The organism is Pseudomonas sp. GL93, assembly GCF_003408955.1.
In the GTDB taxonomy this organism is placed as follows: Bacteria; Pseudomonadota; Gammaproteobacteria; order Pseudomonadales; family Pseudomonadaceae; genus Aquipseudomonas; species Aquipseudomonas paracarnis.
The window spans coordinates 34,884-61,369 of sequence record NZ_NKRF01000097.1 but is presented as its reverse complement, the minus strand read 5'-3'; the positions used below and the strand labels follow the sequence as shown (position 1 = coordinate 61,369).

The 26,486-nt window shown below is 60.1% G+C and carries 23 protein-coding genes, 1 tRNA gene and 1 pseudogene; 14 read left to right on the top strand and 11 right to left on the bottom strand.

The features are described from left to right. Nucleotides 1-7: 7 nt before the first annotated feature. Nucleotides 8-3,151, top strand: coding sequence for a CusA/CzcA family heavy metal efflux RND transporter (locus tag CER19_RS22755; RefSeq protein ID WP_116668075.1), 3,144 nt, complete (start codon nucleotides 8-10; stop codon nucleotides 3,149-3,151). Between the two features lie 59 nt (nucleotides 3,152-3,210). Here the strand turns inward: CER19_RS22755 and CER19_RS22750 are convergent, their stop codons facing one another. The 3 genes from CER19_RS22750 to CER19_RS22740 form a co-directional block, all read right to left on the bottom strand. Then, nucleotides 3,211-4,671 (bottom strand): heavy metal sensor histidine kinase, encoded by a 1,461-nt coding sequence (locus CER19_RS22750; RefSeq protein WP_116668074.1) that lies wholly within the window; start codon nucleotides 4,669-4,671, stop codon nucleotides 3,211-3,213. Then, nucleotides 4,668-5,342: a heavy metal response regulator transcription factor gene (locus tag CER19_RS22745; protein WP_116668073.1), complete on the bottom strand. Its 675-nt coding sequence runs from the start codon at nucleotides 5,340-5,342 to the stop codon at nucleotides 4,668-4,670. The genes CER19_RS22750 and CER19_RS22745 overlap by 4 nt, the downstream gene beginning before the upstream one ends. A 336-nt stretch (nucleotides 5,343-5,678) precedes the next feature. Further along, nucleotides 5,679-6,998, bottom strand: coding sequence for an OprD family porin (locus CER19_RS22740; protein WP_116668072.1), 1,320 nt, complete (start codon nucleotides 6,996-6,998; stop codon nucleotides 5,679-5,681). Nucleotides 6,999-7,224: 226 nt separating this feature from the next. Between CER19_RS22740 and CER19_RS22735 the strand changes: the two genes are divergently transcribed. The 3 genes and pseudogenes from CER19_RS22735 (at nucleotide 7,225) to CER19_RS29480 (ending at nucleotide 8,970) form a co-directional block, all read left to right on the top strand. After that, nucleotides 7,225-7,557 carry a DUF2790 domain-containing protein gene (locus tag CER19_RS22735; RefSeq protein WP_003188305.1) on the top strand — a complete coding sequence of 111 codons (333 nt, stop codon included), beginning with the start codon at nucleotides 7,225-7,227 and terminating at the stop codon, nucleotides 7,555-7,557. A gap of 96 nt (nucleotides 7,558-7,653) precedes the next feature. Next, nucleotides 7,654-8,430, top strand: a pseudogene (locus CER19_RS29485) (PAS domain-containing protein); the annotation flags it as partial. A 108-nt stretch (nucleotides 8,431-8,538) separates the two neighbouring features. Next, nucleotides 8,539-8,970 (top strand): methyl-accepting chemotaxis protein, encoded by a 432-nt coding sequence (locus CER19_RS29480; protein WP_370712620.1) that lies wholly within the window; start codon nucleotides 8,539-8,541, stop codon nucleotides 8,968-8,970. 153 nt (nucleotides 8,971-9,123) lie between these two features. On the opposite strand, the gene CER19_RS22720 is transcribed toward CER19_RS29480, so the two are convergent. The 3 genes from CER19_RS22720 to CER19_RS22710 all read right to left on the bottom strand — a co-directional run bounded on the left by CER19_RS22720 (nucleotide 9,124) and on the right by CER19_RS22710 (nucleotide 11,785). Further along, nucleotides 9,124-9,360, bottom strand: coding sequence for a hypothetical protein (locus tag CER19_RS22720; RefSeq protein ID WP_003188310.1), 237 nt, complete (start codon nucleotides 9,358-9,360; stop codon nucleotides 9,124-9,126). 348 nt (nucleotides 9,361-9,708) lie between these two features. Then, on the bottom strand, nucleotides 9,709-10,671 hold the full coding sequence (locus tag CER19_RS22715; RefSeq protein WP_116668070.1) for an IS110 family transposase: 963 nt from the start codon (nucleotides 10,669-10,671) through the stop codon (nucleotides 9,709-9,711). 304 nt (nucleotides 10,672-10,975) lie between these two features. Further along, nucleotides 10,976-11,785, bottom strand: a complete 810-nt coding sequence (locus CER19_RS22710; protein ID WP_116668069.1) for an AraC family transcriptional regulator — start codon at nucleotides 11,783-11,785, stop codon at nucleotides 10,976-10,978. A gap of 136 nt (nucleotides 11,786-11,921) precedes the next feature. On the opposite strand from CER19_RS22710, the gene CER19_RS22705 reads away from it, so the two are divergent. After that, nucleotides 11,922-12,560, top strand: a complete 639-nt coding sequence (locus tag CER19_RS22705) for a LysE family translocator (protein WP_116668068.1) — start codon at nucleotides 11,922-11,924, stop codon at nucleotides 12,558-12,560. A 44-nt stretch (nucleotides 12,561-12,604) separates the two neighbouring features. Then, nucleotides 12,605-13,699 carry a D-alanine--D-alanine ligase gene (gene ddlA, locus CER19_RS22700; RefSeq protein ID WP_116668067.1) on the top strand — a complete coding sequence of 365 codons (1,095 nt, stop codon included), beginning with the start codon at nucleotides 12,605-12,607 and terminating at the stop codon, nucleotides 13,697-13,699. 158 nt (nucleotides 13,700-13,857) lie between these two features. Here ddlA and CER19_RS22695 read toward each other — a convergent pair whose 3' ends face one another. From CER19_RS22695 to CER19_RS22675, 5 genes are all read right to left on the bottom strand, one after another. Further along, entirely contained in the window at nucleotides 13,858-14,574 is a 717-nt protein-coding gene (locus tag CER19_RS22695; protein ID WP_116668066.1) for a polyphenol oxidase family protein, read from the bottom strand. Between the two features lie 27 nt (nucleotides 14,575-14,601). Then, a complete protein-coding gene (ggt, locus tag CER19_RS22690) occupies nucleotides 14,602-16,431 on the bottom strand; it encodes a gamma-glutamyltransferase (RefSeq protein ID WP_116668065.1) in 1,830 nt (609 codons plus the stop codon). A 36-nt stretch (nucleotides 16,432-16,467) separates the two neighbouring features. Beyond that, complete coding sequence (locus CER19_RS22685; protein WP_116668064.1) at nucleotides 16,468-17,247, bottom strand: PhzF family phenazine biosynthesis protein; 780 nt, start codon at nucleotides 17,245-17,247, stop codon at nucleotides 16,468-16,470. A gap of 128 nt (nucleotides 17,248-17,375) precedes the next feature. Then, nucleotides 17,376-17,452, bottom strand: a tRNA-Met gene (locus CER19_RS22680). 235 nt (nucleotides 17,453-17,687) lie between these two features. Continuing rightward, nucleotides 17,688-18,239 carry an RNA polymerase sigma factor gene (locus tag CER19_RS22675; RefSeq protein ID WP_116668063.1) on the bottom strand — a complete coding sequence of 184 codons (552 nt, stop codon included), beginning with the start codon at nucleotides 18,237-18,239 and terminating at the stop codon, nucleotides 17,688-17,690. 265 nt (nucleotides 18,240-18,504) lie between these two features. Here CER19_RS22675 and CER19_RS22670 point away from each other — a divergent pair, with 265 nt between their 5' ends. Genes CER19_RS22670 through sctR form a run of 8 tightly spaced genes read left to right on the top strand, consistent with a single transcriptional unit; the run spans nucleotide 18,505 to nucleotide 26,481 of the window. After that, nucleotides 18,505-19,566, top strand: coding sequence for a TyeA family type III secretion system gatekeeper subunit (locus CER19_RS22670; protein ID WP_116668062.1), 1,062 nt, complete (start codon nucleotides 18,505-18,507; stop codon nucleotides 19,564-19,566). Beyond that, entirely contained in the window at nucleotides 19,563-21,656 is a 2,094-nt protein-coding gene (sctV, locus tag CER19_RS22665; RefSeq protein ID WP_116668061.1) for a type III secretion system export apparatus subunit SctV, read from the top strand. Before CER19_RS22670 ends, sctV begins: the two co-directional genes overlap by 4 nt. Nucleotides 21,657-21,693: 37 nt before the next feature. Further along, entirely contained in the window at nucleotides 21,694-22,593 is a 900-nt protein-coding gene (locus CER19_RS22660; protein WP_116668095.1) for an FHA domain-containing protein, read from the top strand. After that, on the top strand, nucleotides 22,590-23,948 hold the full coding sequence (locus CER19_RS22655; RefSeq protein ID WP_116668060.1) for a FliI/YscN family ATPase: 1,359 nt from the start codon (nucleotides 22,590-22,592) through the stop codon (nucleotides 23,946-23,948). Before CER19_RS22660 ends, CER19_RS22655 begins: the two co-directional genes overlap by 4 nt. Then, a complete protein-coding gene (locus CER19_RS22650; protein ID WP_116668059.1) occupies nucleotides 23,935-24,363 on the top strand; it encodes a YscO family type III secretion system apparatus protein in 429 nt (142 codons plus the stop codon). The genes CER19_RS22655 and CER19_RS22650 overlap by 14 nt, the downstream gene beginning before the upstream one ends. Next, nucleotides 24,360-24,818 (top strand): type III secretion system HrpP C-terminal domain-containing protein, encoded by a 459-nt coding sequence (locus CER19_RS22645; RefSeq protein WP_116668058.1) that lies wholly within the window; start codon nucleotides 24,360-24,362, stop codon nucleotides 24,816-24,818. The genes CER19_RS22650 and CER19_RS22645 overlap by 4 nt, the downstream gene beginning before the upstream one ends. Further along, on the top strand, nucleotides 24,815-25,831 hold the full coding sequence (locus tag CER19_RS22640; protein WP_116668057.1) for a FliM/FliN family flagellar motor switch protein: 1,017 nt from the start codon (nucleotides 24,815-24,817) through the stop codon (nucleotides 25,829-25,831). The genes CER19_RS22645 and CER19_RS22640 overlap by 4 nt, the downstream gene beginning before the upstream one ends. Further along, nucleotides 25,828-26,481 carry a type III secretion system export apparatus subunit SctR gene (gene sctR, locus CER19_RS22635; RefSeq protein WP_116668056.1) on the top strand — a complete coding sequence of 218 codons (654 nt, stop codon included), beginning with the start codon at nucleotides 25,828-25,830 and terminating at the stop codon, nucleotides 26,479-26,481. The genes CER19_RS22640 and sctR overlap by 4 nt, the downstream gene beginning before the upstream one ends. The last annotated feature ends 5 nt before the right edge of the window (nucleotides 26,482-26,486 follow it).

Sequence of the window (26,486 nt, the reverse complement as noted above, 5' to 3'; positions counted from 1 at the left end):
ATTCCCCATGTTTGAGCGCCTTATCCAATTCGCCATCGAGCAGCGCATCATCGTGTTGCTGGCGGTGCTGTTGATGGCCGGTGTCGGCATCGCCAGCTACCAGAAACTGCCCATCGACGCAGTGCCTGACATCACCAACGTGCAGGTGCAGATCAACTCGGCGGCGGCCGGTTTTTCGCCGCTGGAAACCGAGCAGCGCATCACCTTTCCCATCGAAACCGCCATGGCCGGCCTGCCGGGCCTGCAGCAGACGCGTTCGTTGTCGCGTTCCGGCTTGTCCCAGGTCACGGTGATTTTCAAGGACGGCACCGACCTGTTCTTTGCCCGCCAATTGGTCAACGAACGCCTGCAAGTGGCCCGTGAGCAATTGCCCGACGGCATCGAAACCGCGATGGGGCCGATTTCCACCGGCCTTGGGGAAATTTTCCTGTGGACCGTCGAAGCCGAGGACGGTGCGCGCAAAGAGGACGGCACGCCCTACACACCCACCGACCTGCGGGTGATCCAGGACTGGATCATCAAGCCGCAATTGCGCAACGTGCCAGGCGTGGCCGAGATCAATACCATCGGCGGCTTCGCCAAGGAATACCAGATTGCGCCAGACCCCAAGCGCCTGGCCGCTTACAACTTGACCCTCAACGATCTGGTCACGGCGCTGGAGCGCAACAACGCCAACGTCGGCGCCGGTTACATCGAGCGTAGCGGCGAACAGTTGTTGATCCGCGCGCCGGGCCAGGTGGCGTCTATCGACGACATCGCCAACATTGTCATCACTACTTCTGACGGCACGCCGATCCGCGTGCGCAATGTGGCTCAGGTCGACATTGGTCGTGAGCTGCGTACCGGCGCCGCCACGGAAAATGGCCGTGAAGTGGTGCTGGGCACGGTGTTCATGTTGATCGGTGAGAACAGCCGCAGTGTGTCCCAGGCGGTGGCGAAAAAGCTTGAGGAGATTAACCGCTCGCTGCCCGAAGGCGTGGTGGCGGTCACCGTCTACGACCGCACCAACCTGGTGGAAAAAGCCATCGCCACGGTGAAGAAAAACCTCTTCGAAGGCGCACTGCTGGTGGTGGCGGTGTTGTTCCTGTTCCTGGGTAATATCCGTGCAGCGCTGATCACGGCGATGGTGATACCGCTGGCGATGTTGTTCACCTTCACCGGCATGTTCACCAACAAAGTCAGCGCCAACCTGATGAGCCTGGGCGCGCTGGACTTCGGCATTATCGTTGACGGCGCGGTGGTGATCGTCGAGAACGCCATCCGCCGCCTGGCTCATGCGCAACACCGTCATGGCCGGTTGCTGACCCGCAGTGAGCGCCTGCACGAAGTGTTCGCCGCGGCCAAGGAGGCGCGACGCGCGCTGATCTTCGGGCAGTTGATCATCATGGTGGTGTACCTGCCGATCTTCGCTCTCACGGGAGTGGCCGGGAAGATGTTCCACCCCATGGCCTTCACGGTGGTGATTGCCTTGCTCGGCGCGATGATTTTGTCGGTGACCTTCGTACCGGCGGCGATTGCGTTGTTTGTCACCGGCAAGGTCAAGGAAGAAGAAAACTTCGTCATGCGCAGTGCGCGCCGGGTGTATGACCCGGTGCTCAACTGGGTGATGGTGCGTCGGCCCCTGGTGTTCGGCCTGGCCGCACTGACCATCGTCGTCTCGGGCCTGGTTGCCAGCCGCATGGGCAGTGAATTTATCCCCAGCCTCAGCGAAGGCGACTTTGCCCAGCAGGCGCTGCGTGTGCCCGGTACCAGCCTGACCCAGTCGGTGCAGATGCAGCAGCAACTGGAAAAAACCTTGCTGGCCCAAGTGCCGGAAATCGAGCGGGTGTTTGCGCGCACCGGTACGGCGGAAATCGCCTCCGACCCAATGCCGCCGAATATCTCCGACAGCTACGTGATGCTCAAGCCCAAGGACCAATGGCCAGACCCGAAGAAGTCCCGCGAGGCAATCATCGCCGATATCCAACGGGCCAGCGCGATTGTGCCGGGCAGCGTGTATGAGCTGTCGCAGCCGATCCAGTTGCGCTTCAACGAGCTGATTTCCGGGGTGCGCAGCGACGTGGCGGTGAAGGTGTTTGGCGATGATATGGCGGTGCTCAACACCACCGCCGGGGAAATCGCCGAGACCTTGCAAAAGCTCAACGGCGCCTCGGAAGTGAAGGTGGAACAGACCTCCGGCCTGCCGGTGCTGACCATCAATATCGACCGCGACAAGGCCGCTCGCTTTGGCCTGAATGTGGGTGATGTGCAGGACACCATCGCCGTCGCGGTCGGTGGTCGCCAGGCCGGTACGTTGTACGAGGGTGATCGGCGTTTTGACATGGTGGTGCGCTTGTCCGACACGTTACGTACCGATATCGACGGCTTGTCACGCCTGTTGATCCCGGTGCCGGCGCTGGCGAGTAGTACCTCGGGGCAGTTGGGCTTTATCGCCTTGTCCCAGGTTGCCAGCCTCGATCTGGTGCTGGGCCCCAACCAGATCAGCCGCGAGAACGGCAAGCGCCTGGTGATCGTCAGCGCCAACGTGCGTGGGCGCGATATTGGCTCGTTTGTCGAGGAGGCCGAAGCCGCCATCACCACCCAGGTGAAAGTCCCTGCCGGTTACTGGACCACCTGGGGCGGCCAGTTCGAACAGTTGAAGGAGGCTTCTGAACGCTTGCGCATCGTGGTGCCGGTGGCCTTGCTGTTGGTGTTCGGGTTGCTGTTCATGATGTTCAACAACCTCAAGGACGGCCTGCTGGTGTTTACCGGCATCCCATTCGCGCTCACCGGCGGGATCATGGCCCTGTGGCTGCGCGATATTCCGTTGTCGATTTCAGCGGGGGTGGGCTTTATCGCCTTGTCGGGCGTGGCGGTGCTTAATGGCCTGGTGATGATTGCCTTCATCCGAAACCTGCGCGAGGAAGGCCGCTCATTATCGGTAGCGATCCACGAAGGCGCGTTGACCCGCCTGCGCCCGGTGCTGATGACGGCGCTGGTGGCGTCCCTGGGTTTTATCCCCATGGCACTCGCCACCGGCACCGGCGCCGAAGTGCAGCGCCCGTTGGCGACGGTGGTGATTGGCGGGATTATTTCTTCGACCTTGCTGACATTGCTGGTGCTGCCGGCGTTGTATCAATGGGCTCATCGCCGCGATGAAGAGACCGCCTGACAACCGTGAAAACGCCGCAACCCCCCTGTGGGAGCGGGCTTGCTCGCGAATGCGCCGGGTCAGTCGATACCTTTGCTGACTGATACACCGCCTTCGCGAGCAAGCCCGCTCCCACAGGGGGACAGCGGTGCTTCCAGAGTCAGGGGAAAGGCCAGGCTGAACCGCGTAAAACGTCCAGCCTGGCTGGTGACATGAGCATGCCCCTGATGCAAATGCATGATCGATTTCACAATGGCCAACCCCAACCCGGTGCCGCCCTCGGCACGGGTACGGCTGCTGTCGGCGCGGTAGAAGCGTTCGAACAGGTGCGGCAGGTGGTGCGCTTCAATGCCACGCCCTGGGTTGCCCACCGACAGCGATACGCTCTGCTCGTAGGTCTCCACCAACAGCAACACGGTAGAGGCCTCGGGTGTGTGGCGAATGGCATTGGAGAGCAAGTTGGAAATCGCCCGCTGGATCATCAGGCGGTCGCCGGTCACCCAGGCATCGCCGCGCAGGCTCAGGGTGACGTCTTTATCTTCGGCACTCAGGGCAAACAACTCCATCACGCGCTGGGCTTCCTGCGCCAGGGACACCTCGGTGAATGAGGCCCGCGCCGCCGGGTGGCTGACCTGCGCCAGAAACAGCATGTCGCTGACAATCCGCGCCAGGCGTTCGAGCTCTTCGGTGTTGGATTCCAGCACCGCCTTGTATTCCTGCGGCGGGCGCTGGCGCGACAGGGTCAACTGGGCCTTGCCCATGAGGTTGGTCAAGGGCGCGCGCAGTTCGTGGGCCAGGTCATCGGAGAACTGCGAGAGTTGCTGCACCCCGGCATCCAGGCGGTCGAGCATCACGTTGATGCCGTGGGCCAGTTCACCCAGTTCGTGGGGCAGGTTGTCCACGGACAAGCGATGGGTGAGGTCTTGTGTGGTGACTTTCGCCGCCACCTGGCTGAACTGCTTCAACGGCGCCAGGCCCCGTTGCACCAGCCACCAGGCGCCCATGCCAATCAGTATCAACAGCAGCGGCAGCGCAATCAGCGTGGCGCGCAGGTAGGCACTGAGCAATGCCTGGTCGTCCATGCGGTCCAGGGACAGCAGCACCCGCACACGTTCACCGTTGGCCAGGCGCATCAAGCTGGAGGCACTGAGTATCTGGTTGCCGTAGCTGTCGACCCAATTGAGGTAGCCAAGGGTTTCCCGTGGTTTGAAGTCAGTGAGCAGCGGTTCCTGGGGCTTGCTGCCGACGTTCAGCAGCACGCTGTTATCGGGCGCGGTACCGACGATGGTCAGGTGGAAATTGTCGTGGCCCATCACCAGGTCCATCAGCGAGTGCGGGCGGCCGCGAATGGCATGGGCGTCCAGGCCCAGGGCCAGGCTGTGCTGGATCTGTTCCATCTTGCTTTCGAGGTTCTTGCGCGCGAGTTTTTCCAGCTCATGGGTGAGGGCCAGGTAGGCCAGGGTCGCCAGCAGCAACACCAGGCCCGCGCCCATCAGGCTGACCGTCAAGCCCAGGCGCATCGACAGGCTGCCGGTCTTCATGGGCGCGCTTCCAGCACGTAGCCCACGCCGCGAATGGTGTGGATCAGTTTGACCTCGCTCTGGTCATCCACCTTGGCGCGCAGGCGGCTGATGGAGACTTCGACCACGTTGGTGTCGCAGTCGAAATTCATGTCCCAGACCAGGGAAATAATCTGCGTTCGGGTCAGCACTTCGCCAGCCTGGCGCATCAGCACCTGCAACAGGGCGAACTCCTTGGTGGTCAGGTCGATGCGCCGGGTGCCGCGATAAGCGCGGTGGCGGCGCGGGTCCAGCTCCAGGTCCGAGACGCAGAACACTTCCGGCTGTGGAATGTGCTCGCTGCGGCGCATCAGGGTGCGCACCCGTGCCAGCAGTTCGGGAAACTCGAACGGCTTGACCAGGTAATCGTCGGCGCCCATGTCCAGGCCCTTGATCTTGTCAGCCAGCCGGCCACGGGCGGTCAGCATCATTACCCGCTGGGTGCCGTTGCGGCGCAGTTCTTCCAACACTTGCCAGCCATCCTTGCCAGGCAGGTTGACGTCCAGGATCACCAGTTCATAGGCGTGCTGCCCGGCCAGGTGCAGGCCGTCGATGCCATTGGCGGCGCAGTCGACCACGTAGCCACTTTCGTTCAGGCCCTGTTGCAGGTAGTCGGCGGTTTTCTGCTCGTCTTCGACCACGAGAATACGCATGGGGGTTACCTCTTGAATTAGGGGGAGAGAAGGTGCCCATTACCCTATGGCGGCGGTATCGGAGTAGGAAAAGTCTGAAGGCTAAAGTAGCTTTAGGGTCAACTGCGACCGTCGGTCGCACCGCACCGCAGGCAAAAAAAACGCCCCAAGCGGGGCGTTAAAAATTCATCTCTTTCCAAAGGAGCTACACAAAAGCTTCAGAGATGAATGTGCTCGGTGAATAAGTTGAAGCGAGTATAGAAAGTTCCACTTAACGAGAAGCTGAGGCCAATATTACAATTTTGATAACCGGCTATTTGTGAACAGATGTTAGTTAATCGCGAGCGAATGTAAGGGCTACAGCGCGACCAATGGGTATTCGGCAATCAGACGAACTTCTTCCAGGTCTGACTCAAACGCACTGGAGCGCACGGTGGCCTGGCGCAAGCGCAGGGACAAATCCTTCAAGCGTCCACTTTGCACCACGTATTTGGCCTCGATATCCCGTTCCCAACGGCGTTGATCGGTCAAGGGGTTACCCGCTGCATCGCGGCGCATATACACGGCATTGGCGTTGCTATAGTCGGCGCCGGTGCCTTTGCCGTAGCGGGTCATGAACGACAGGCCGGGAATGCCGAACGCCTGCATGTCCAGGTCGTAGCGCACCATCCATGAGCGTTCCTTGGGCGCGTTGAAGTCGCTGTACTGGATCGAGTTATTGAGGAAGATCGAGTCTGACTGGCGCAGGTAGTCGAAATCATCGTCGCCGTTGTTACGTTGGTGGGACACGGCCAGGCTGTGGGCACCGACCTTGACCCCGAGCCTGGCGCTCCAGATGTTGTTGTCGAACTCGCCGAGCCGTTTCTGGCCTTCGTCCACGGCCTTGTAGTAGTTGAAGTCGCCGAACAATGACACGTCATCGGTCAATGCGTAATTGGCATTGCTGCCGAAGTAGTACTGGTCCCAGGCGTCCTTCAAGCGGCTGCTGTACAGGCTAAAACCCAGATGGCTGTTGAGCTGGTAGTCACCGCCGAAGTAGGCGATCCAGGGCGAGTCGACCTTGCCTGCATAGAAGGTGGCAAAGCCTTTGTTCATGCCGCTTTCACTGGGCTGGCTCATGCCGCTCAGGCGCCCGCCTTGCAGGCTCAAGCCTTCCAGGCTGGTGTTTTGCAGGGTGACGCCGCGAAAGCTCTCGGGCAACAGGCGAGAGTCGCCGTAGGCCACCACCGGGGTGAGTGGGAACACGTCGCCGGCCTTGATCACCGTGTCCAGCACGCGCAGTTTTGCCGCGCCGCCGATTTTGCTGTAGCTGTTTTCCGGCTGGTTGTCGCTGTTCACCGGCAGCACGCCGAACGAGCCTTTGCCGCCGCTGCGGCCGCTGCCCGAGTCAAGCGTAAGGCCGTACATGGCGAACGCGTCCAGACCAAAACCCACGGTGCCCTGGGTAAAACCGGATTCGAATTTGCCAATAAAGCTCTGGGCCCAGGCTTCGGAGTAACCATTGCCAGTGGGGCTGGACTGGCCTTTGCGGTCATCGCGGTTGAAGTAGAAATTGCGTGCCAGCACGTTGATGCGACTGCCCTCGATAAAACCCTCGGGTGTGTCTTGCACCGCCACAGCGGTCAGGGGCAACGCGGCCATCAATGAAAAGGGAAGGGTGTAATGACGAATGCTCATGATGCGCTCCTCGGTGATGGCAGTTATCAGCTTCTTATAGAGGCGGGCGTTCTTTTTGATCTGGCCCTGGGTGATAGTTGCAAACGACGGATAACAGCTGCATGGCGCGAAGATTACAATTCTGGAAACTAACGGCCATCTAACAAATAAGTAATGTTCTGGTGAACCTGGCGTCAGGGTGGGTTGGTTAATCTCGACACTGAACTTTTCAGTCGAGGAAACCGCAATGAACTTTTATAAAGTAGGTGTGGCTGTATTAACGGCTGTGTTGTCATTTGGCGCGCTGGCCGAAGGGGGCGGGGATCGCACCTTTGCCCTGATGATGGAGCGCAATGAGAAAGCCATGGCCGCCTACGCGATCAAAAAAGGCAAGCCGGTGCCCGAGGTCCAGGCTTACCGCTATGGCATGGACCTGGACATTGCTAAGGTCGTCAACGTGACGCCGCCGATCCGCTCGTGCAACGTCGTGCCGTCGCGCATGACCTATGAAGACTCCAGCGGCAAGCTCAATACCCTGGAATATCAGGTCATGGGCGTATGCCGTAACAATGGCGGTTGAAAATATAGTTCGGCCCAGGGCTCAAGCGCTCTTCAGAAAACCCCGGCAGCGCCGATGCAAGTTAGAACACCCACCTCACTTGCCTAACGGTGCCCCATGTTCAATACCGGCCTGAAGCAGGAGCTGACCGCTCTGCGCGAAGAATTGTCGAGCTTGCTCCAGGTGAAAGAGAGCCTGGAAAACGAAATGCTCTGCCTGACACTGGACCCTGAAGGTCGTGTGGAGTGGGCCAATGCCAACTTCCTGCAGGAACTGGCTTACTCGCTGGGCGAGATTGTCGGGCGCGCGATCGAAGACCTGGTGCCGGCACATGTGCGCCAGGACGAGTTCCAACTGCGCTTCAAGCACGCGCTGGCCCGCGGCGAACACTTTGCCGGCGCCGTGCGCCTGATGCGTGGCAATGGCAAAGAAGCCTGGTTGCGCTCAATCGTGCAGCCGGTGCGCAGTTCGGAGGGGCGCATCAAGCAGTTTTCGATGTTCTCCAGCGACCTTACCCGCACCATCGAGAGTTCGCGTGAACATGAAAACCTCATCACCGCGCTAATGCGCTCCACCGCGTTGATCGAGTTCGACCTGGACGGGCATGTGCTCACCGCCAATGACCGCTTCCTCGGCGCCATGGGGTACAGCCTGGCGCAGATCGAAGGCAAACATCACCGTATATTCTGTGAGCCACAGGAATACAACAGTGCCGAATACCAGCAGTTCTGGAAGCGCCTGAACGCCGGTGAGTTCGTCGCCGCGCGCTTCAAACGAGTGGACAGCCACGGCCGCCTGGTGTGGCTGGAGGCCACCTACAACCCGGTGGTGGACGCCAATGAGCGGCTGTACAAAGTGGTCAAGTTTGCCACGGTCATTACCGACCAGGTCAACCGCGAGCAGGCAGTGGCCGAGGCCGCCAATATTGCCTACAGCACCTCTTTGCAAACCGACGACAGCGCCCAGCGCGGCACCACCGTGGTCACCCAGGCCGTGGACGTGATGCGCGACCTGGCCCAGCACATGCAGCAGGCCGGTGAAGGCATCGAGGCGTTGAATGCCCAGTCCCAAGTAATCGGCAGCATCGTCAAGACCATCAGCGGCATTGCCGAGCAAACCAACCTGCTGGCGCTCAACGCCGCCATCGAAGCGGCGCGTGCCGGTGAGCAGGGGCGTGGCTTTGCGGTGGTGGCCGATGAAGTACGGCAACTGGCGTCACGCACCAGCAAAGCCACCGAAGAAATTGTCGGTGTGGTGCGCCAGAACCAGGACATGGCCCGCGACGCGGTGGCCTTGATGGCCGACGGACGTGCGCAAGCCGAGCAGGGCCTGGCCCTGGCGGCCGAGGCGGGTACCGTGATCGTCGAGATTCAAGACGGTGCGCAGAAGGTGGTGAGTGCGGTCGGGCAGTTTGCCAATCAGCTGTCGAGCTAAAGAGAACGTTCGGACGCCAAACCCGCTTTTGAATACAACAGAGCCCAATTGTGGGAGCTGGATTGCCTGCGATGGCATCACCTCTGTGTGTCTGATGTACCGAGGTGTCTGCATCGCAGGCAAGCCAGCTCCCACATGGGTTTTGTAGTGTCTTCAGGTTCGTGGCATGCACTCGATGGTGCGGTTTACCACGGTCTTGGCCATCTCCAGCAAGTGCCATGCGGCATGGATTCGGGCGCGGTCGTGGGGTTGCAGGTGATCGCAACAGTCCCACACCGTGGCCGATGCGCTGTTGATCAGATGGGAAATATAGAGTTGAGCGTCTTCGAAGCTGAGCTCTTCGTTGACGACTAGGCAATCCATGGGGGGATCGGGAAGTGCTTTGGTCATGGTGTAACTCCTATTGAGCAAGGGAGCGACCACCTACGCTGCTAAACGTAAGGTGGCAGCTGTACGCGGGTTAGCAGACCGGTCAATAGGAAAACCGGCGCACCCGAAAGTGCCCCGCGCACAGCTACCATAAACGTATAGGTGAACCTGTGCCTATTGAGTTCGGGCTGCTAAACCCGATCACTGAAATCCAGTGACGGACCGAAGACTAGCCATCGATTCCAACAGGCACAAGGCGGCAGGGATTGTCTCGGAAACGTCCTGCAATTTAAAGGGATACGGCTTGCTGGCCCTTTACAAACCATGACCAAATGCCAGCAACACGACCTCATCCAACTGTGGGAGATTCTATGGTTGGGGGGAAGCCCCAAAAAACGCTTTTGATTGGTACTCGCTTTGATTTTTCATGAGCGAAAAGGCGATACGCGCTAACTTGCGGGCGATGATGACCAGGGCTTGAGTTGTTTTCAGGCCCCTGGCCAGATAGCCCTCGTATAAAGGCTTCCAGGCTTCTGACCTAATACCGGCTGACGCCGCGTTATGCAGCAACCTGCGGATTTCTGAGTCTCCTTTCTTGCTCAAAGAACGACGTCCGTTCATTTGCCCTGAGTCGGACACCCTCAAGTCCATTCCCAGAAAAGCGATGTAAGCGTCAGCACTTTCAAACTCTCCTCGTTGAAAGGCCATGGTCAAGGCAACTGCCGTAAGAAAGCCAATGCCCTCGCCGGCTTGGCAGCGTCTGCCTTGATGCAAAACACCCGCTTCAGTGCCAGCCGCTAATATCCGTTTTTCAATGAGCGCTTCATGCCTATCAAGACAAGATGAAATGCTCTTGGACGAGGCTTTGAGCAACGGCTCACCTGCCCAGCTCTGGTTCAGTGCAACACGCATCTTCACCAGTGCGGCACGTCGGCGAAGCAAGCTTTGAAGCTTGGTATAAATTTTCGGCGGCGGATTCCAGGCACGCAAATCAGCCTGTTCATTTCTCAAATAACGAGCCAGTAACTGCGCATCGCTGAGGTCTGTTTTGGCGCGCCCACCAGTGCCTTTACGGTAGTGATTCAGTCGATATCCATCGATCACATAAACCTTGTGACCCATTGAGTGAGCCAAGTTGACGGTATCTAGGTGATAGATATTGGTGGCTTCAATTGCAATTGCACTACCTGCGGGCAACGACTTCAGCCACGTTTTCAGCTCAGGTTTATTGTTCGGTACGATCGTTGTTTCAGCCGTTTCACTTCGATAGACCACAACTTCGGCCTTGGCGACATCCACACCGATGATTGATTGCGAGACAGTCATTGCCATGAAAAACGCTCCGGGTTAGGGTTTGCAGGCTTGTCGGGGCTTCACCATTGCGCTGGCTTGCTTCTATCGTCGGTCATGGCCGATGCATTCCTTATCGGCGCTTTGGTGAAGGGGTGGGGCGAAGTCTCCCACGGTCTGTACTGGCTAGAGTCAGATGCTGGCTTTTAGTCCCACCACCCCTACAAGTCTAACCATACAAGCTGGCTTGCCTGCGATGGCATCAATAGGGTGTGCCTGATACACCGAGGTGTCTGCATCGCAGGCAAGCCAGCTCCCACAGTTTGAACGTATTCCAACCCAGCACTCAGCGTCCGAGCATCTTCACCCAACGCGACGGCGGCATGCCGTAGGTGCTGCGAAATTGGCGGGTCATGTGGCTTTGGTCGGTGAAGCCTGCGGTCATCGCCGCATCCACCAACGATTGGCCCTGGGCTAACAAGTGGCGCACCAGGTCCAGCCGGCGCATGGTCAGGTAGCGGTAGGGGCTGGTGCCGAACAACAAACGAAAGTCCCGCGATAAGGCCCAGCGGTCACGGTCGGCGTGGTCGGCTATTTCATCCAGGGTGATGCTACGGCCCAGGGCGCTGTGGATGAATTCACGGGCGCGTTCGGCGGCCACATAGTCGAAGGATTTACGGCTGACGATGGCACCGGATGCCTCGCTCAGCGCCTGGGCCAGGTCGAACATGGCGTCTTGCTCTTGCATCGGGTCAATCGGGCAATCCAGGCTTTGCAGCAGCACTTCGCTGGCGCGGTGTAGCCGTGGGTCGGTGGACAAACCGCCGGGAATGAAAGGCAAGGGTTTGCCGCCGAGGATCTGCTGGATCAGCGCCGGCTCCACATAAATCATCCGGTACTTGAAGCCTTCATCGCTGCCGGCGCGGCCGTCATGGGTTTCATCCGGGTGGATCACCATGGTGGTGCCGGGCAGGCTATGGGTCGTGCCGCCACGATAATGAAAACTCTGCACGCCGAACAACGTGCGCCCGATGGCGTAGGTGTCATGGCGATGGGGGTCGAAGGCAAAGCCGGCGAAGTACGCCTCGATACGGTCCAAGCCGCTGGCGTGCGGGGCGCGGTGCAGCCAGTCGAGGGAGTGGGTGGGTTTGCCCATGGTGACTTGTCACAGAAGGAGGTGGAAACACGTTAACCGAGTCTGCCGCGGTTGTCTGCCTGGGGTCTTGTACGATTGTGCAGGCGTCTGCCGGGGCCTATGATCGCTGTTCGTCTACTGCGCTGGTGAACCCTCCATGGATGTTTTCAACCCTGCCTATGTGGCGCCGCTGGTCTCGCTCGCCCTGCTGTGGACGGTTGCCGTGGTGACCCCCGGCCCCAACTTCTTCAATACGGCGCAGTTGGCCGCCCGTTGTTCGCGGCGCCACGGCGTGGTGGCGTCGGCGGGGGTGGCGACGGGCACGATTATCTGGGGGCTGGCGGGTGGCCTGGGCATCAAGTCGCTGTTTACCGCCGCGCCCATGCTGTACCTGGCGTTCAAGATCATCGGCGGCTGTTACCTGATCTATCTTGGGCTGAAACTGTTCAAGCGCTCGGCGCCGACCACAGGGCAGACGGTGTTGCCCGATGAGCCGCGACGTTCATTGTTTTCCGCGTGGCGTTTCGGTTTATTGGGCAACTTGTCCAACCCCAAGGCCGCTCTGTTCGTCGCCACAGCCTTCGCCTCGACCATGCCGCCGTCACCATCGCCAGCGCTGCTGACCCTGGCGGTCATCACCATGGCAACCTTGTCGTTCAGTTGGTACTCCAGCGTAGCCCTGGTGTTTTCCAGCGAGCGCATGGCCAACCTCTACAGCCGTTCGCGCAAGTGGCTCGACCGCTTTGCCGGGAGCTGCTACCTGTTATTCGGTGCACATCTGGTAGCGAATCGCTGACCGCCTATGGTAAGAAGCCTTACTTTCAACAGTGAGGCCGGGTCATGAGCAAGGTGCGGGTAGGTATTATTTTTGGTGGCCGTTCGGCTGAGCATGAGGTCTCGCTGCAATCGGCACGCAACATTGTCGATGCCCTTGATCGTTCACGCTTCGAGCCGGTTTTGATCGGTATCGACAAGGCCGGTCACTGGCACCTCAATGACACCTCGAACTTCCTGCTCAACCAGGAAAACCCGGCACTCATCGCCCTCAACCAGTCCAACCGTGAATTGGCGGTGGTGCCCGGCAAGGCCAGCCAGCAAGTGGTGGAAACCTCCGGCCAGGGCGTGCTGGAACACATCGACGTAATCTTCCCGATTGTCCACGGCACCCTCGGTGAAGACGGTTGCCTGCAAGGCTTGCTGCGCATGGCGGACTTGCCCTTCGTCGGCTCCGACGTACTCGGCTCGGCAGTGTGCATGGACAAAGACATCAGCAAGCGCCTGCTGCGCGACGCGGGTATTGCTGTCACGCCGTTCATCACCCTTACACGTCGCAACGCGGTGCGCACCTCCTTTGAAACGGCAGCGAACAAGCTCGGTTTGCCGATGTTCGTCAAACCCGCTAACCAGGGTTCCTCTGTGGGCGTGAGCAAAGTCGGCAACGAAGCCGAGTACCGCGCCGCGGTTGAACTGGCGCTGGGCTTTGATGAAAAAGTGCTGCTGGAGTCCGCCGTCCAGGGCCGTGAAATCGAATGCGCCGTGCTGGGTAATGACCAGCCCATCGCCAGCGGTTGTGGCGAGATCGTGGTGAGCAGTGGCTTCTATTCCTACGACAGCAAATACATCGACGCCCAGGCCGCCCAGGTGGTGGTGCCGGCGGATATCAGCCATGAAGCCAGCGAGCGCATTCGCCGCCTGGCCATCGAAGCGTTTGAGGTGTTGGGCTGCGCCGGGCTGGCGCGGGTGGATGTGTTCCTGACGCAGGACGGCGAAGTGCTGATCAACGAGATCAACTCCCTGCCCGGTTTTACTCGCATCAGCATGTACCCCAAGCTGTGGCAGGCGACGGGCATGAGCTACAGCGAGCTGGTAAGCCGGTTGGTCGAGCTGGCGCTGGAGCGGCATGCGGGGCGCAAGGGGTTGAAGATCAGTCGCTGATTGTTGGGTGCGCTCGACTCAACGGCCGGTGAGCAACTGTGGCGAGGGAGCTTGCTCCCGTTGGGGCGCCAAGCGTCCCCAGTCATATTGAGGCGATGCTTTAGTTCAAAGATGGGGATGCTGCGCAGCCCAGCGGGAGCAAGAGTAAGGTCTGATCGTTAGTTTGTACGAGCAATCCACGAATAGATCAATGTCTTCGGCTCTTCCGGGTGATGCGTCCTCCTGCGATAGCTGGCAAACGTCGGCGAGGTACAGTAGGTACACACGTCACTCACCTCGATATACTCGCGCTTGACCCCTGCCGCGTGCAGCAACAGCAGCCCATACCCGCTCAAATCAAACCAGGCACTTCCCGTTTGCCTGGCGTGGGGCGGTGTGATGAACGGGGGCTGTAGAGGCGCCGGCTGCTCAACGCTCCAGGGCGCTTGGCCGTGCTGCCACATATGGCCTTGATCGGTCTGGAGCTCGGCTATAAACGTTGCGCTCACTTCATAGCAGCAAGGCTTGATCGAAGGCCCAATCGCCACCCGCAACTGCTCTGCAGCAATGCCTTTGTCGATAAAGAGCTGCACGGCATTACCGATAATTCCGCGTTGTAAGCCCTTCCAGCCGCCATGAATGGCGGCCACCCGATCACCGCCTGCAATCAGGATGGGCAAACAATCGGCCGTAATGACTGCAATCGGTTGCCGGCTCCGGGTGAACACCCCATCCGCCTCAACCGTATTGGCCACCTGGCCCGCCTCCCACTCAATCACCGACGCGCTATGCACCTGTTTGCAGATGAACACATCCTGGGGGAGCAGCGGGTCATCAATTGAGCAAAAACCGTGGTCGACTCCGGCGAGGGCGTCGAGGTGATGAGCTTTATGCACTGTGCATCCTCCGTTAATCAAAACCCCTCAGTCACCCAGCGCCTCACCTTCACGCCGAGGGTCAGCACCGCCACTGAGCGTCACCTTGCCATGGGCATTCCGTGTGCGCACGATGGCCTGCACGCCGCTGGTCATCTCGATCTCGCTCAGGGCGTGGCCCTTGTCCTTGAGCGCCTGTTTCAGCGCCGGGCTGAACAGCCCTGCTTCCAACTCGGTAGCACCATTGCGGCTGCCGAAGTTGGGCAGGCTGATGGCTGCCTGCGGGTCGAGCTTCCAGTCGAGCATGGCCACCAGGGATTTACTCACGTACTCGATGATTTGCGAGCCGCCGGGGGAGCCGACGGTGGCCAGCAGTTCGCCCGTGTTGCGGTCGAACACTAAGGTCGGGGCCATGGCCGAGCGTGGGCGTTTGCCCGGTTGTACGCGGTTGGCTACCGGCTGGCCGTTTTCTTCGGGGATGAATGAGAAGTCGGTCATCTGGTTGTTGAGCAAAAAGCCCTGGACCATCACGTGGGAGCCGAACGCTGCTTCCACCGTGGTGGTCATCGACACGGCGCCGCCCTGGTCGTCCACCGCCACCACCTGTGAAGTGGAGATGCGCAGGGGCGAGCGGTCTGGCGCATACGCCACCCGAATACCGGCGGGTTGGCCGGGCTTGGCGATGCCCATGCTGCGTTCGCCGATCAGCGTGGCGCGCTGCGCCAGGTAACTCGGTGCGACGAGGCCGGCGACGGGTACGGGGGTGAAGTCTGCATCGGCCACGTACAGCGCGCGGTCGGCAAAGGCCAGGCGCCCGGCTTCGGCGAGCAGGTGCACCGCCTCGGGTGTCGGCTCAAGCCTGGCCGGTGAGACACTCTTGATCGGTGTCATGGGGGCGATGGCCAGGCGCGGGTCGCGGGTTTCCAGCGCCTGCAGTGTCCCCAGGATCTGCGCCACGGCAATCCCGCCCGAGGAGGGCGGTGGCATCCCGCAGACCTTCCATTGTTTGTAGTCGGTGCACAGCGGTGCGCGTTGCTTGGCGGTGTAGCCCTTGAGGTCGGCCTGGGACAGGCTGCCGGCATTGCGATGGCCCTGTACCTTGCGTGCGATCTCGTCGGCAATCGGGCCTTGGTATAGCGCATCCGGCCCTTCCTTGGCGATGCGCTTGAACACTGCGGCCAGTGGCGGGTTTTTCAATAGTGTACCGGTGGCTTTTGGCGAGCCATCCGCATTCAGGAAGTACGCCGCCATGTCGGGCGATTGCGCGATAAAGCGGTCAGCCGCGATCAAGCTGTGCAAGCGCGGGGAAACGGCGAAGCCTTGCTCCGACAGGCGAATCGCCGGCTCGAACAGCTTGGCCCATTGCAGGTGGCCACTCTTTTTGTGCGCCATCTCCAAGGCGCGCAGTACGCCCGGCGTGCCCACCGAGCGCCCGCCAATCTGCGCATCCGTGAACGCCATCGGCGTACCGTCGGCCGTCAGGAACAGACGCTCTGTCGCCCCGGCCGGTGCTGTTTCGCGGCCGTCATAAGCCTGCACCTGTTGTCCATCCCATAGCATGATGAATGCCCCGCCGCCGATGCCGGACGACTGTGGTTCCACCAAGGTCAATACCGCTTGCATGGCAATCGCCGCATCAATGGCCGAACCGCCTTGGCGCAGTATTTCACGCCCGGCTTCAGCGGCCAGTGGGTTGGCGGCCGCCGCCATATGGCGCTCGGCGTGGCGGGTGCTGAGGTCGGTGCGATAGCCCGAACCCAGCTCTGGCGCCGGTGGCTGTTCGTTGACGGGCGTGTGGCAGGCTGCGAGTGCCAGGGTTGCGGCGATGACTGTCAGGCTGCGGCGGGAAATCAAAAACACGCGCTGAACTCCGTTCATGTTGAGAAGGTGCTGTTGCCCTTGGGGTACTGCGTTCTACAGGTAAATCGTGCCTTGCATGTACAGCACGGCCTTGCCGGAAATAATCACCCGGTCACCCTGGAGTTCACAGCGCAATTGGCCTTTTCGCTGGCCACCTTGCTCGGCGCTCAATTGCGATTTGCCCAGGCGCTCGGCCCAGAACGGTGCCAGCGAGGTGTGCGCCGAGCCAGTAACCGGGTCTTCATTGACGCCCACATTCGGGCCGAACCAGCGCGAGACAAAATCAAACCGAGTGCTTTTGGCAGTTACCGCAATCCCACGTTTAGGCAGGCCCTTGAGTCGCGCAAAGTCCGGTGTAAGAGCCGCCACCTGCGCTTCATCCTCCACCAGCACAATGTAGTCGTCGGTGCCAAACACCTCGGCGGTTTCAAGCCCCAGGGCGCTCAACATGCCATGGGGCGGCTCGCAGCGTTCGGGGTTCTTGGCTGGAAAATCCATCGCCAGTTCATCGCCGTTGCGGGTTACCCGCAACTCGCCGCTACGGGTGGCAAAGCGCAGAACCTGCGGGGCGTCCGCCAACTTGTGGATCAATACCCACGCGGCTGCCAACGTGGCATGGCCGCACAGGTCCACCTCAACTTCCGGGGTGAGCCAGCGCAACTCATAGAACTCGCCACGAGGTACAAAAAACGCGGTTTCCGAGAGGTTATTTTCAGCCGCAATCTGCTGCAGTTGCGCGTCGGGCAGCCACTCAGTGAGCGGGCACACCGCCGCCGGGTTGCCGCCGAAGGGATGGTGGCTGAAAGCGTCGACTTGGTAGATGTCCAGTTGCATCGGGGCACTCCGTGTTTAGGGGAGGCTGGACACTAACAGTGGGGTTGGGGGGCGTCAAAATACAGTTGGGGAGTTTTTTTGCGCGCATAAAAAAACGGCCTACCTTTCGGTAAGCCGTTTTTAGTACTTGGTGGCTACACAGGGACTTGAACCCCGGACCCCAGCATTATGAATGCTATGCTCTAACCAACTGAGCTATGTAGCCAAGTGGCGCGCATTATTCGCTTGGAACGGCAATGCGTCAAGCGTTTTTGTTGAAAATTTTTCTACGCTTTCAACTGTTTAAGCCAAAGCGCTGGTTTTGGCGACGGGCGGTGGCGAATGCACCGTGGATGAGGGGAGCGCAAGCGCTAAGTGTCTTCGAAGGTCTACTCACGGGCCAAGTCCGACAGTGTTGGGCAGATATCCCTGTCGCCCAACGCTTGACTGGCTAATTCAACTTATTGATGCAGTGGGGTGTGGGTGACGCGCTTGAGCTGTTCGCGTGCCCGTGACAGGCGCGAGCGCACGGTGCCGATAGGAATGTCCAGTACGTCGGCGGTGTCCTGGTAACTGCCGTCGGTTTCCAGGGAGGCGTACAGTGTTCTGCGCATCTCTGTGGGCAAGTGATCAATCGCGCTCAGGGTATTTTCCAGGCGTCGGTTGACCTCGAACTCCCAGTCCAGGCTGTGGCTTTCTTCATGGCCATGCCACAGCGACTCGTCGAATTCGCAATGAGAGGGCTTGGCATACAGGCGCCGGAAGTGATTGCGGATCAGGTTCTGCGCGATGCCGCACATCCAGGTGCTGAGCGTCGCGGTACCACTGAAGCGCTCGCGATTGCGCCAGGCCTCCAAGTAAGTCAGTTGCAATAGATCATCCGCGTCTTCCGGGTTGAGTACCCGTTTGTGAATGAAGCGCCGCAGTTTTTTCTGTTGATCGTCTGTCAGATGGAGCATGAATTGAGGCGAATTGCCACCAAGGTGAACTAAGGCTTCAATAGGGATATTCATGATTTTTTCCTTAAGGTAGACGCAGTCGAAAACGTATCGACAGGAACCCGATTGCACTGCGTGTGCCAAATAGAAAAAACCGTTCAACTCATTGATTTATATATAAAAATATTTTGAATATAAGATTTTTTACGCAGGCTGTTGCACGTGGGAAATGGTGGCCTGTGCAAGTATTTTCAAACTCGCCGTGGTCTCGAATTTCAATGGAACCGTATGGTTAGGCCTCGCCACACAAGGAAAACACTCTTCCTGAAATGGCCTGTCCATGAAAGTCGAATCTCGCAACGATGTGCAAACGGTCCAACGCCTGGATCAACCCGTTATTCATACGACCTCCGAGCCTGCACCTGCGAAGGGTGTGGACGAACTGGCCCATCTGTTCAATCAGGAAGTGGAGCTCAATAAACTTTCGCTGGGCCAGCGGCAGATGAGCGTGCGCGTGCCGCCGGCTCAGCAACTGGTGCAGCTTTATGATCAGCTGGGTCATCCGGCTCAGGCGAGCATGGCCTCGGTTTCGCGTCGAATCAGGATGCAATTGCTGCAAAACGTCGGCGTCGAAAAACTGCTCGACGTTGCGGGCGGCGACCCGGCGCGTGCATTCGTGGTGCTCAAGCATGTGGCGAGTGAGGCGGACACCGAAGGCCGTAAATCCGAGGCTGCCTTGGCACATGCAGCCATCGCCAAGCTGGAGGCTCGTTTCAAGGGAGAAATCCAGGCTGGCCTGAACATTGCCGTGGCATTGCAAGCGGCCGGCGTGGACCCCGAGGAACGTCAGGCGCTACGTTCGCTCTACTACGCCAGCGTGGTCACGCGCCAATCCCTGGCAACGATGATGCAAGCTTTGCTGGGTGTATACGGCGGCGACCGGTTTCAAGAAGGGCTTAACGTGATGCGTAAAGCCCTGGCGGACGATATTGCCGCCTTGGTGTCCTCGATGCCTACGCCGTTGCTGCGCTCATTGCTGGTGGGCCTGCGAAGCTGCGGGCAGTTGAGCGCAGTGCTGGCCGGTTGCGTGGAGTGCAAGCAGCGCCTGCATATGGAGGATGAGGCCGTTACGCTGTTGCAGCGCCTGTTGGGCTACGCCAGCAGCGGTATCGCCGCCAGTGAAATCCTGCGGCTGGGGGACGATCTTGGGGGCGGGGCGACCGCCCGGCAACTGGTTGCGCTCAACGCGCTCTATCCCCTCATCCAGCAATTGCCCCTGGCCTTGTGGCCTGACAGCCGGGTCCGTCAGGAAACCCTGATCAGCTTTGTGGCGGTGATGGACGAGCTGAATCGGATCGATGGCGGCACCAAGCGTGCCGGTCTGGCGGGGATCATGACGTGACCGTGCTATCGGCCATCAATGGGTTGCTGCTCAAGGCGGCACAGCGAGCAGAAGTACTGGGCGCCGTGGTGGTCATGGCCATCGTCTTTATCTTTATCGTGCCACTGCCCACCTGGCTGGTGGATATTCTGATCGCGTTGAATATCTGCATTTCGTGCCTGTTGATCGTGCTGGCGCTCTACTTGCCAGGGCCCTTGGCGTTCTCGTCGTTCCCGTCGATTCTGTTGCTCACGACCATGTTTCGATTGGCACTGTCGATTGCGACCACGCGTTTGATCCTGCTGGAGCAGGACGCCGGGGACATCGTCGAAGCCTTCGGCAATTTCGTGGTAGGGGGAAACCTGGCGGTCGGGATGGTGATCTTCCTGATCCTGACCCTGGTCAACTTCCTGGTCATCACCAAGGGCTCGGAGCGGGTCGCTGAAGTGGCCGCCAGGTTCAGCCTGGACGCAATGCCCGGCAAACAGATGTCCATCGACAGCGACCTGCGTGCCGGGCTGATTGACGGCATGCAAGCGCGGGACAAGCGCGATCAACTGTCGCGTGAAAGCCAGCTGTTCGGGGCCATGGACGGCGCCATGAAATTCGTCAAGGGCGACGCTATCGCCGGGTTGATCATCGTCGTGGTCAACCTTCTGGGTGGTTTCTCCACGGGTATGTTCCAGCACGGGTTGAGCGCCGCCGACTCGATGGCGCTGTATTCGGTACTGACGATCGGGGATGGCCTGATCGCACAGATTCCCGCGCTGCTGATCTCGCTGACCGCCGGCATGATCATCACCCGCGTGGCACCGGATGGGCGCAAAGGCGTCAGTAGCATGGGGGTCGAAATTGCCCGACAAATGACCAGTGAGCCCAAGAGCTGGGTAATTGCCTCGGTGGGAATGCTTGCGTTCGCAGCAGTACCTGGCATGCCTACCCTGGTCTTTATCTTTATTGCGCTGATCACCGGCAGCGTGGGTTATTACCTGGTACGCCAGCGTCAACGGCAGGCAGCGCCTGCCAACGAAGCCGCTGAAGTGGTCCGCCCTGAAGAGAACGGTAAAGAGGACTTGCGCGGATTTGATCCGTCGCGCCCTTACCTGTTGCAGTTTTCCCCCGTGCTGCGCGGAACGCCTGAGGTGACGGACCTGATTCATGGGATTCGCCAGGCGCGAAACTCGCTGGTCGCCAATATTGGCCTGACATTGCCTCCGTTCGAGGTTGAACTCGATGACTCCCTGGCCGCCGATGAAATGCGTTTTTGCGTACATGAAGTCCCCATGGTCAGGGCGTCAGTGGTCAACCAGGTGGCTGTTGAGCGCAAGGCGCTGACGGTTGAGCCGGAGCACGCTATGCCGGGGTTGGCTGAGCGGGATGAACAGGATTGGCTCTGGTTGCCCCCTGATGATCCGCTGCTGGAGAACCCAGAGCTGGAGCGCTTCACGGCTACGCACCTGATCCTGGAACGCATGAGGCAGGCGATGATGCTCAGCGGGCCGCAGTTCCTGGGGATTCAGGAGAGCAAGTCGATCTTGAGTTGGCTTGAGCATAACCAGCCGGAACTGGTGCAGGAACTGCAGCGCATCATGCCGCTCTCGCGTTTTTCGGCGGTGTTGCAACGACTGGCCAGTGAAGGCGTACCGCTGCGAGCGGTGCGGCTGATTGTCGAGTCGCTGATCGAGTACGGGCAGCATGAGCGTGAGCCGGAAGCCCTGGCCGACTATGCGCGCATTGCCCTCAAGGCACAGATCTACCACCAGTACAGCGAGGCCGATGGCCTGCATGCCTGGCTGTTATCTCCGCAGAGCGAAAACATCCTGCGCGAGGCGCTGCGCCAGACCCAGACCGGCGTGTTCTTCGCGCTGGACGAGAACCACAGCGCGGCCTTTATCAGCCTGCTCAACCAGGCCTTTGTTTTAAGGGCCAAGAGCAAAAGTGTGATGTTGGTGGCGCAAGACTTGCGCAGCCCATTGCGGACCTTGCTGCTGGAAGAGTTCAACCATGTACCGGTGCTGTCTTTCGCTGAGTTGGGAAGCACATCCAAGGTCAAGGTCCTTGGGCGCATAGACCTGGGCCAGGAAGCCTTGGTGCGGGGGGCTGCGGCATGAGCCTCCGGCCATGGTCACTACAAAGGAGGGCTCGATGATGTATGAGTTACGGGTGCTTGATGGCCAGCGCCAGGGCGCTGCGTTGCCGTTGTTCGGCGAACAATGGAGCATCGGCGCCCAGGCAGACGCTGATTTGGTGCTGAACGACCCGGGGGTCGCCGAGCATCATGCGTTGCTGCGCTTTTCTGAGGTCAACTGGTCAGTTCAGGCCCAGGCGGAGCTGTTGTACGGGGCTGCTGGACAGGCCATGGCGCAGATCCCGAATCTGGCATTGAACGTGCCCTTTCTAGTGGGCAGCGTAAGGTTATGCGTCACCCTGGCGGATCACCCGTGGCCCGAGCCTGTGGCGCCGATAGCCGCAGCGGTGCCATCGCCGGATGAACCCGCGCAGGCACTGAAGTTGTCCTCCATTGCACCCTCGCAGCAAAAGCGCTTGATCAGCCTGGTGCTGGTGATGGCGATCATCATCGCGGTAGTGGGCATGGTCTCGACAGGGGAGCATGAGGCCCAGGCTTCGCTGATGCCTGCGGTGGCTGGCAAACAGGAACTGGCCTCACCGATTGATGTGCGCCAACAGTTGGTGAAGATGCTTGGTGAGCGTGAGTTGAGCCCGCGCATCGGCTTGCAGGTGATCAACGGCCAAGTCGTGCTGAGCGGGGATGTTTCCCAGGAGGATGTGGAGTTGGTGTCGCGGATGCTCAGCCGTTTTGGTGAGCAATTCGACAGTGCGGTGCCGGTGATCAGTCGTGTACGTGTGCGCGATGAGGCCTTGCCGTTCAGGATTGTGCAGATAGTGGGCGGACCGAACGGCCACGTGGTTCTGGAAGAGGGTAGCCGGCTTTTTCTGGGGGATCAGGTAGACGGCCTGCGCCTGGTGTTGATCGACAACAGCAAGGTGGTTTTCGACGGCGCGCAGCGTTATGAGGTGCTTTGGTGAGTATGCAATTGCAAGCGCGTCTCGACGCCTGGCAACAGCGGCAGGCCCAGGCGCTGAGCAGCTTTGCGCCAGTGGCGATGCGTGGTCGCATCCAGCGCGTCAATGGCATGTTGCTTCAATGCCGACTGCCTCAGGCGCGCATCGGCGACTTGTGCCAAGTGGAAAAAGGCCCGGGCGATTTCATGCTCGCCGAAATCATCGGCTTTGATCAGCAGGATGCAGTACTCAGTGCTCTGGGTAATCTGGAAGGCGTACGAGTGGGCGCTGGCGTTGAGCGCCTGGGCGTTTCGCATCGTGTGCAGGTCAGCGAGGCGCTGTTGGGCCAAGTGCTGGATGGCTTCGGGCGACCGATTACGGGGCAGGGCGCCAGTGCGTTTGTCGAAGCTGAACTGCCCGACACCAGTGCGGTGCTGTGTGAGGCGCCGTTACCCACCGAGCGGCCGCGGATCAACCGTGCCCTGGCCACCGGGGTGCGTTCCATTGATGGCTTGATGACGCTGGGTGAAGGCCAGCGCGTCGGTCTGTTCGCCGGGGCCGGTTGCGGCAAGACGACCTTGTTGGCCGAGATCGCCCGTAACGTCGAATGCGACGTCATCGTGTTCGGCCTGATCGGCGAGCGGGGCCGCGAGTTGCGTGAGTTTCTCGACCATGAGCTGGATGAGCAACTGCGCGCCAAAGCGGTACTGGTGTGTGCTACGTCTGATCGCTCCAGCATGGAGCGCGCCCGCGCCGCATTCACCGCCACGGCATTGGCCGAAGGTTTTCGGCGCAAGGGCCAACGCGTGTTGCTGCTGATTGACTCCCTGACCCGTTTCGCCAGGGCCCAGCGTGAAATTGGCTTGGCTGCCGGCGAACCGTTGGGGCGCGGTGGCCTGCCACCGTCGGTGTACAGCTTGCTGCCGCGCCTGGTGGAGCGCGCCGGGTTGACCCGTGACGGTGTGATCACCGCGATTTACACGGTGTTGATCGAGCAGGACTCCATGAACGACCCGGTGGCCGATGAGGTGCGTTCGTTGCTCGACGGCCATATCGTGCTGTCGCGCAAATTGGCCGAGCGGGGGCACTATCCGGCGGTGGATGTGCTGGCGAGCCTTTCTCGAATACTGAGCAACGTCGCGGCCCCGGAAGATATCCAGGCGGGCACGGCGTTGCGACGTTTGCTCTCGGCGTACCAGCAGATCGAGTTGATGCTCAAGCTGGGGGAGTACCAGCCTGGCAGCGATGCGCTGACTGACCTGGCCGTGAACAGTCGTCAAGCGGTGGATGGTTTCTTGCGCCAGGATTTGCGTGAACCCTCACCGATGGCCGTCACGCTTGAGCAACTCAAGGAGCTGACCACCCATGTCCCATTCTGACGTACTGCTCGGTGAGGTGGAGACGCTGCGGCGCCTGCGCAGGCACCGGGCCGATCGGGCCGAGCGTGCCCTGCGTGAGGCCAAGCGTGCGCAGCAGGCCCTGCTTGCGCACATCCAGCAGGCCCAGGAGGCACTGGAACAGACTCGGCAGGAGGAGGCCCGGCAAAGTGCGCTGTTGCTCAGCCAGCACCAGGGCCAGGTCCTGACCTTGCAAGGCCTTAAATCCTGGAGTGCACAGGAGCGCTCTTTATCTGCCAGCACCCAGCGCGGTGAGGGGCAGCTTGAGGCATTGCGCAACCAACGACAAGAGAAGGAAAGCCGCGTTGGCAGTGCGCAGAGGCAAGCCACCGAATGCCTGCGGCAGGTGGAAAAGCTTCAGGAGCTATCCCTTTTACTGACACAGGAGCCGATATGACCCAGGTTGCAAATAAGCCCGTTGAACGTTCGCGCTTGCGCGAACCGAGGGAGGAACGTGAACCAGGCACCGCGGGCATAGTGCCATGGGAGCAAGGGCGATTGTTTGCGCAGCTGTTTGCTCATGATGGGGAGGGCGACGGGACGGGAGCTTCCTTATCGGGAAAAAAGTCCGTGGCCGGCACCGCCATGATCGAGGCGCTGGCCGAACAGCTGGCACCTCGGGCGTTGGCCGGTACGCAGTGGCCGTTGCAGGCGGTGCTGTACTTGCCACGCCTGGGACGGATCAACGCCAGCGTACGGCGAGAACAGAGCGCCTGGGCGATTGAACTGGAAGCGGAGCACGATGCCACGGCGCGCTGGCTCAGTGGTGTACGGCAACAATGTGAGGACCGATTTACGCAAGCGTTGGGGCTTCCAGTGAGCCTCAGCCTGCCCAACGTCGGCTGCGCATGATAGTGCCGATACTGACATTACCTAAGCTGCGACACGACACCGTTGCCGCACGCCGTCGATTGGGCCGCGGGCTGCGCCTTGAGTTTCAGGTCTCAGGTCAGCGCGGTGAGCTGCGGCTTGAACCTGGGCGTTCTCCTACTGGGGTCGATTCTCTTGGTCTGGAGACGGCGTGCGGTGCGCTGGTGCTCGCTGAGGCGGGACCGTTGCTCAGCCTGCTCGGCGAGTGCCCGGTGCCGTTGGCCCAGTTCGGCAATGACCCTGATTCCTGGTTCTGGGACCTGTTCCATTATCACCTGAGCCCCCAGGTCAAGGCGTTGCTGGGCAGTGTGCGCCTCTTGGAAGAAGTGGACCGAGCCACGGGTTTTGGCTGCCGCCTCAGCGCGACCCTGGGCTCGTCTCGGGTGGATGGCTATGTGTGGCTGGCCCCCGAAACCTTCCTGGCGTTGTGCGATGCCGGACCCTGGCGCACCACGTCCGCGCCGCTCACTACATCGTTTCAATTGGCAATTGCCGTGACCCTTGGGCGTGTGCAGCTACCTGTTGCGCAAGCACGCAGCCTGCGCGCGGGTGATGTCGTGGTGCTTGAGCAGACCTGCTTTCAAGCCCAGGGCAGCGGTTATGTACAGGTTGGCAAACAGCGGCTGCATGGTTGCATTGACGATGTCACCGGGTCGGTTTGCCTGACCCTAACTTCTATCGAGGACACATCCATGGATGAAAATTTTGCAGCCCCCCACTACGCTGGGAGTGAGGAAGATATGCCGGTGGTGGATGTCTTCGGCAGTGAGCCATTCGATGAGTTGAGCATGGCACTGAGCGTACGCTGCGGAACACTCAACCTTACGCTGGGTGAACTGCGCAACCTGGCGGCCGGCTCGGTGCTGGGTATTGCCGGTTACGGTCCCGGTATGGCTGGCCTCTATTATGGCGATCGGCCTATTGCTCAAGGGCAGTTGGTAGAAGTCGACGGGCGCCTGGGCCTTCAGCTGTCCCGCGTGATGTTCGCTCGATGACAATCCAGGGGCTCGACCCCCTTATTCTGGCAGTCTTTCTTGGGGCATTGTCATTGATGCCCATGCTGTTGGTGGTCTGCACAGCGTTTTTGAAGATCGTGATTGTGCTGATGATCACCCGCAACGCCATCGGTGTGCAGCAGGTACCGCCGGGCATGGCCATCAACGGTATCGCACTGGCGGCAACGCTGTTCATCATGGCACCGGTAGGTTACGAGATCGCCGAGAACGTCAAGGCATCGCCCCTGGACATGAGCAACGTGCACACGTTCCTGCAGACCGGGAATGAGGCCATCCAACCCTTGCGAGCTTTCATGCTGCGCAACGTCGACCCCGATGTACTGACTCATCTGCTGGAAAACACCTCGCGCCTGTGGCCTGTGCAAATGGCCCAGGAGGTGCAGCGCGAAGACTTGATCCTGCTGATTCCGGCGTTCGTATTGTCGCAGTTGCAGGCGGGGTTCGAGATCGGCTTTTTGATCTACATTCCCTTCATTGTGATTGACCTGATTGTGTCCAACCTGCTGCTGGCGCTGGGGATGCAAATGGTCTCGCCCATGACTATTTCCCTGCCGCTCAAACTGTTGTTGTTCGTGCTGGTGTCCGGCTGGTCGCGATTGCTCGACAGCCTGTTCCTTTCCTATCTCTGAGTCGC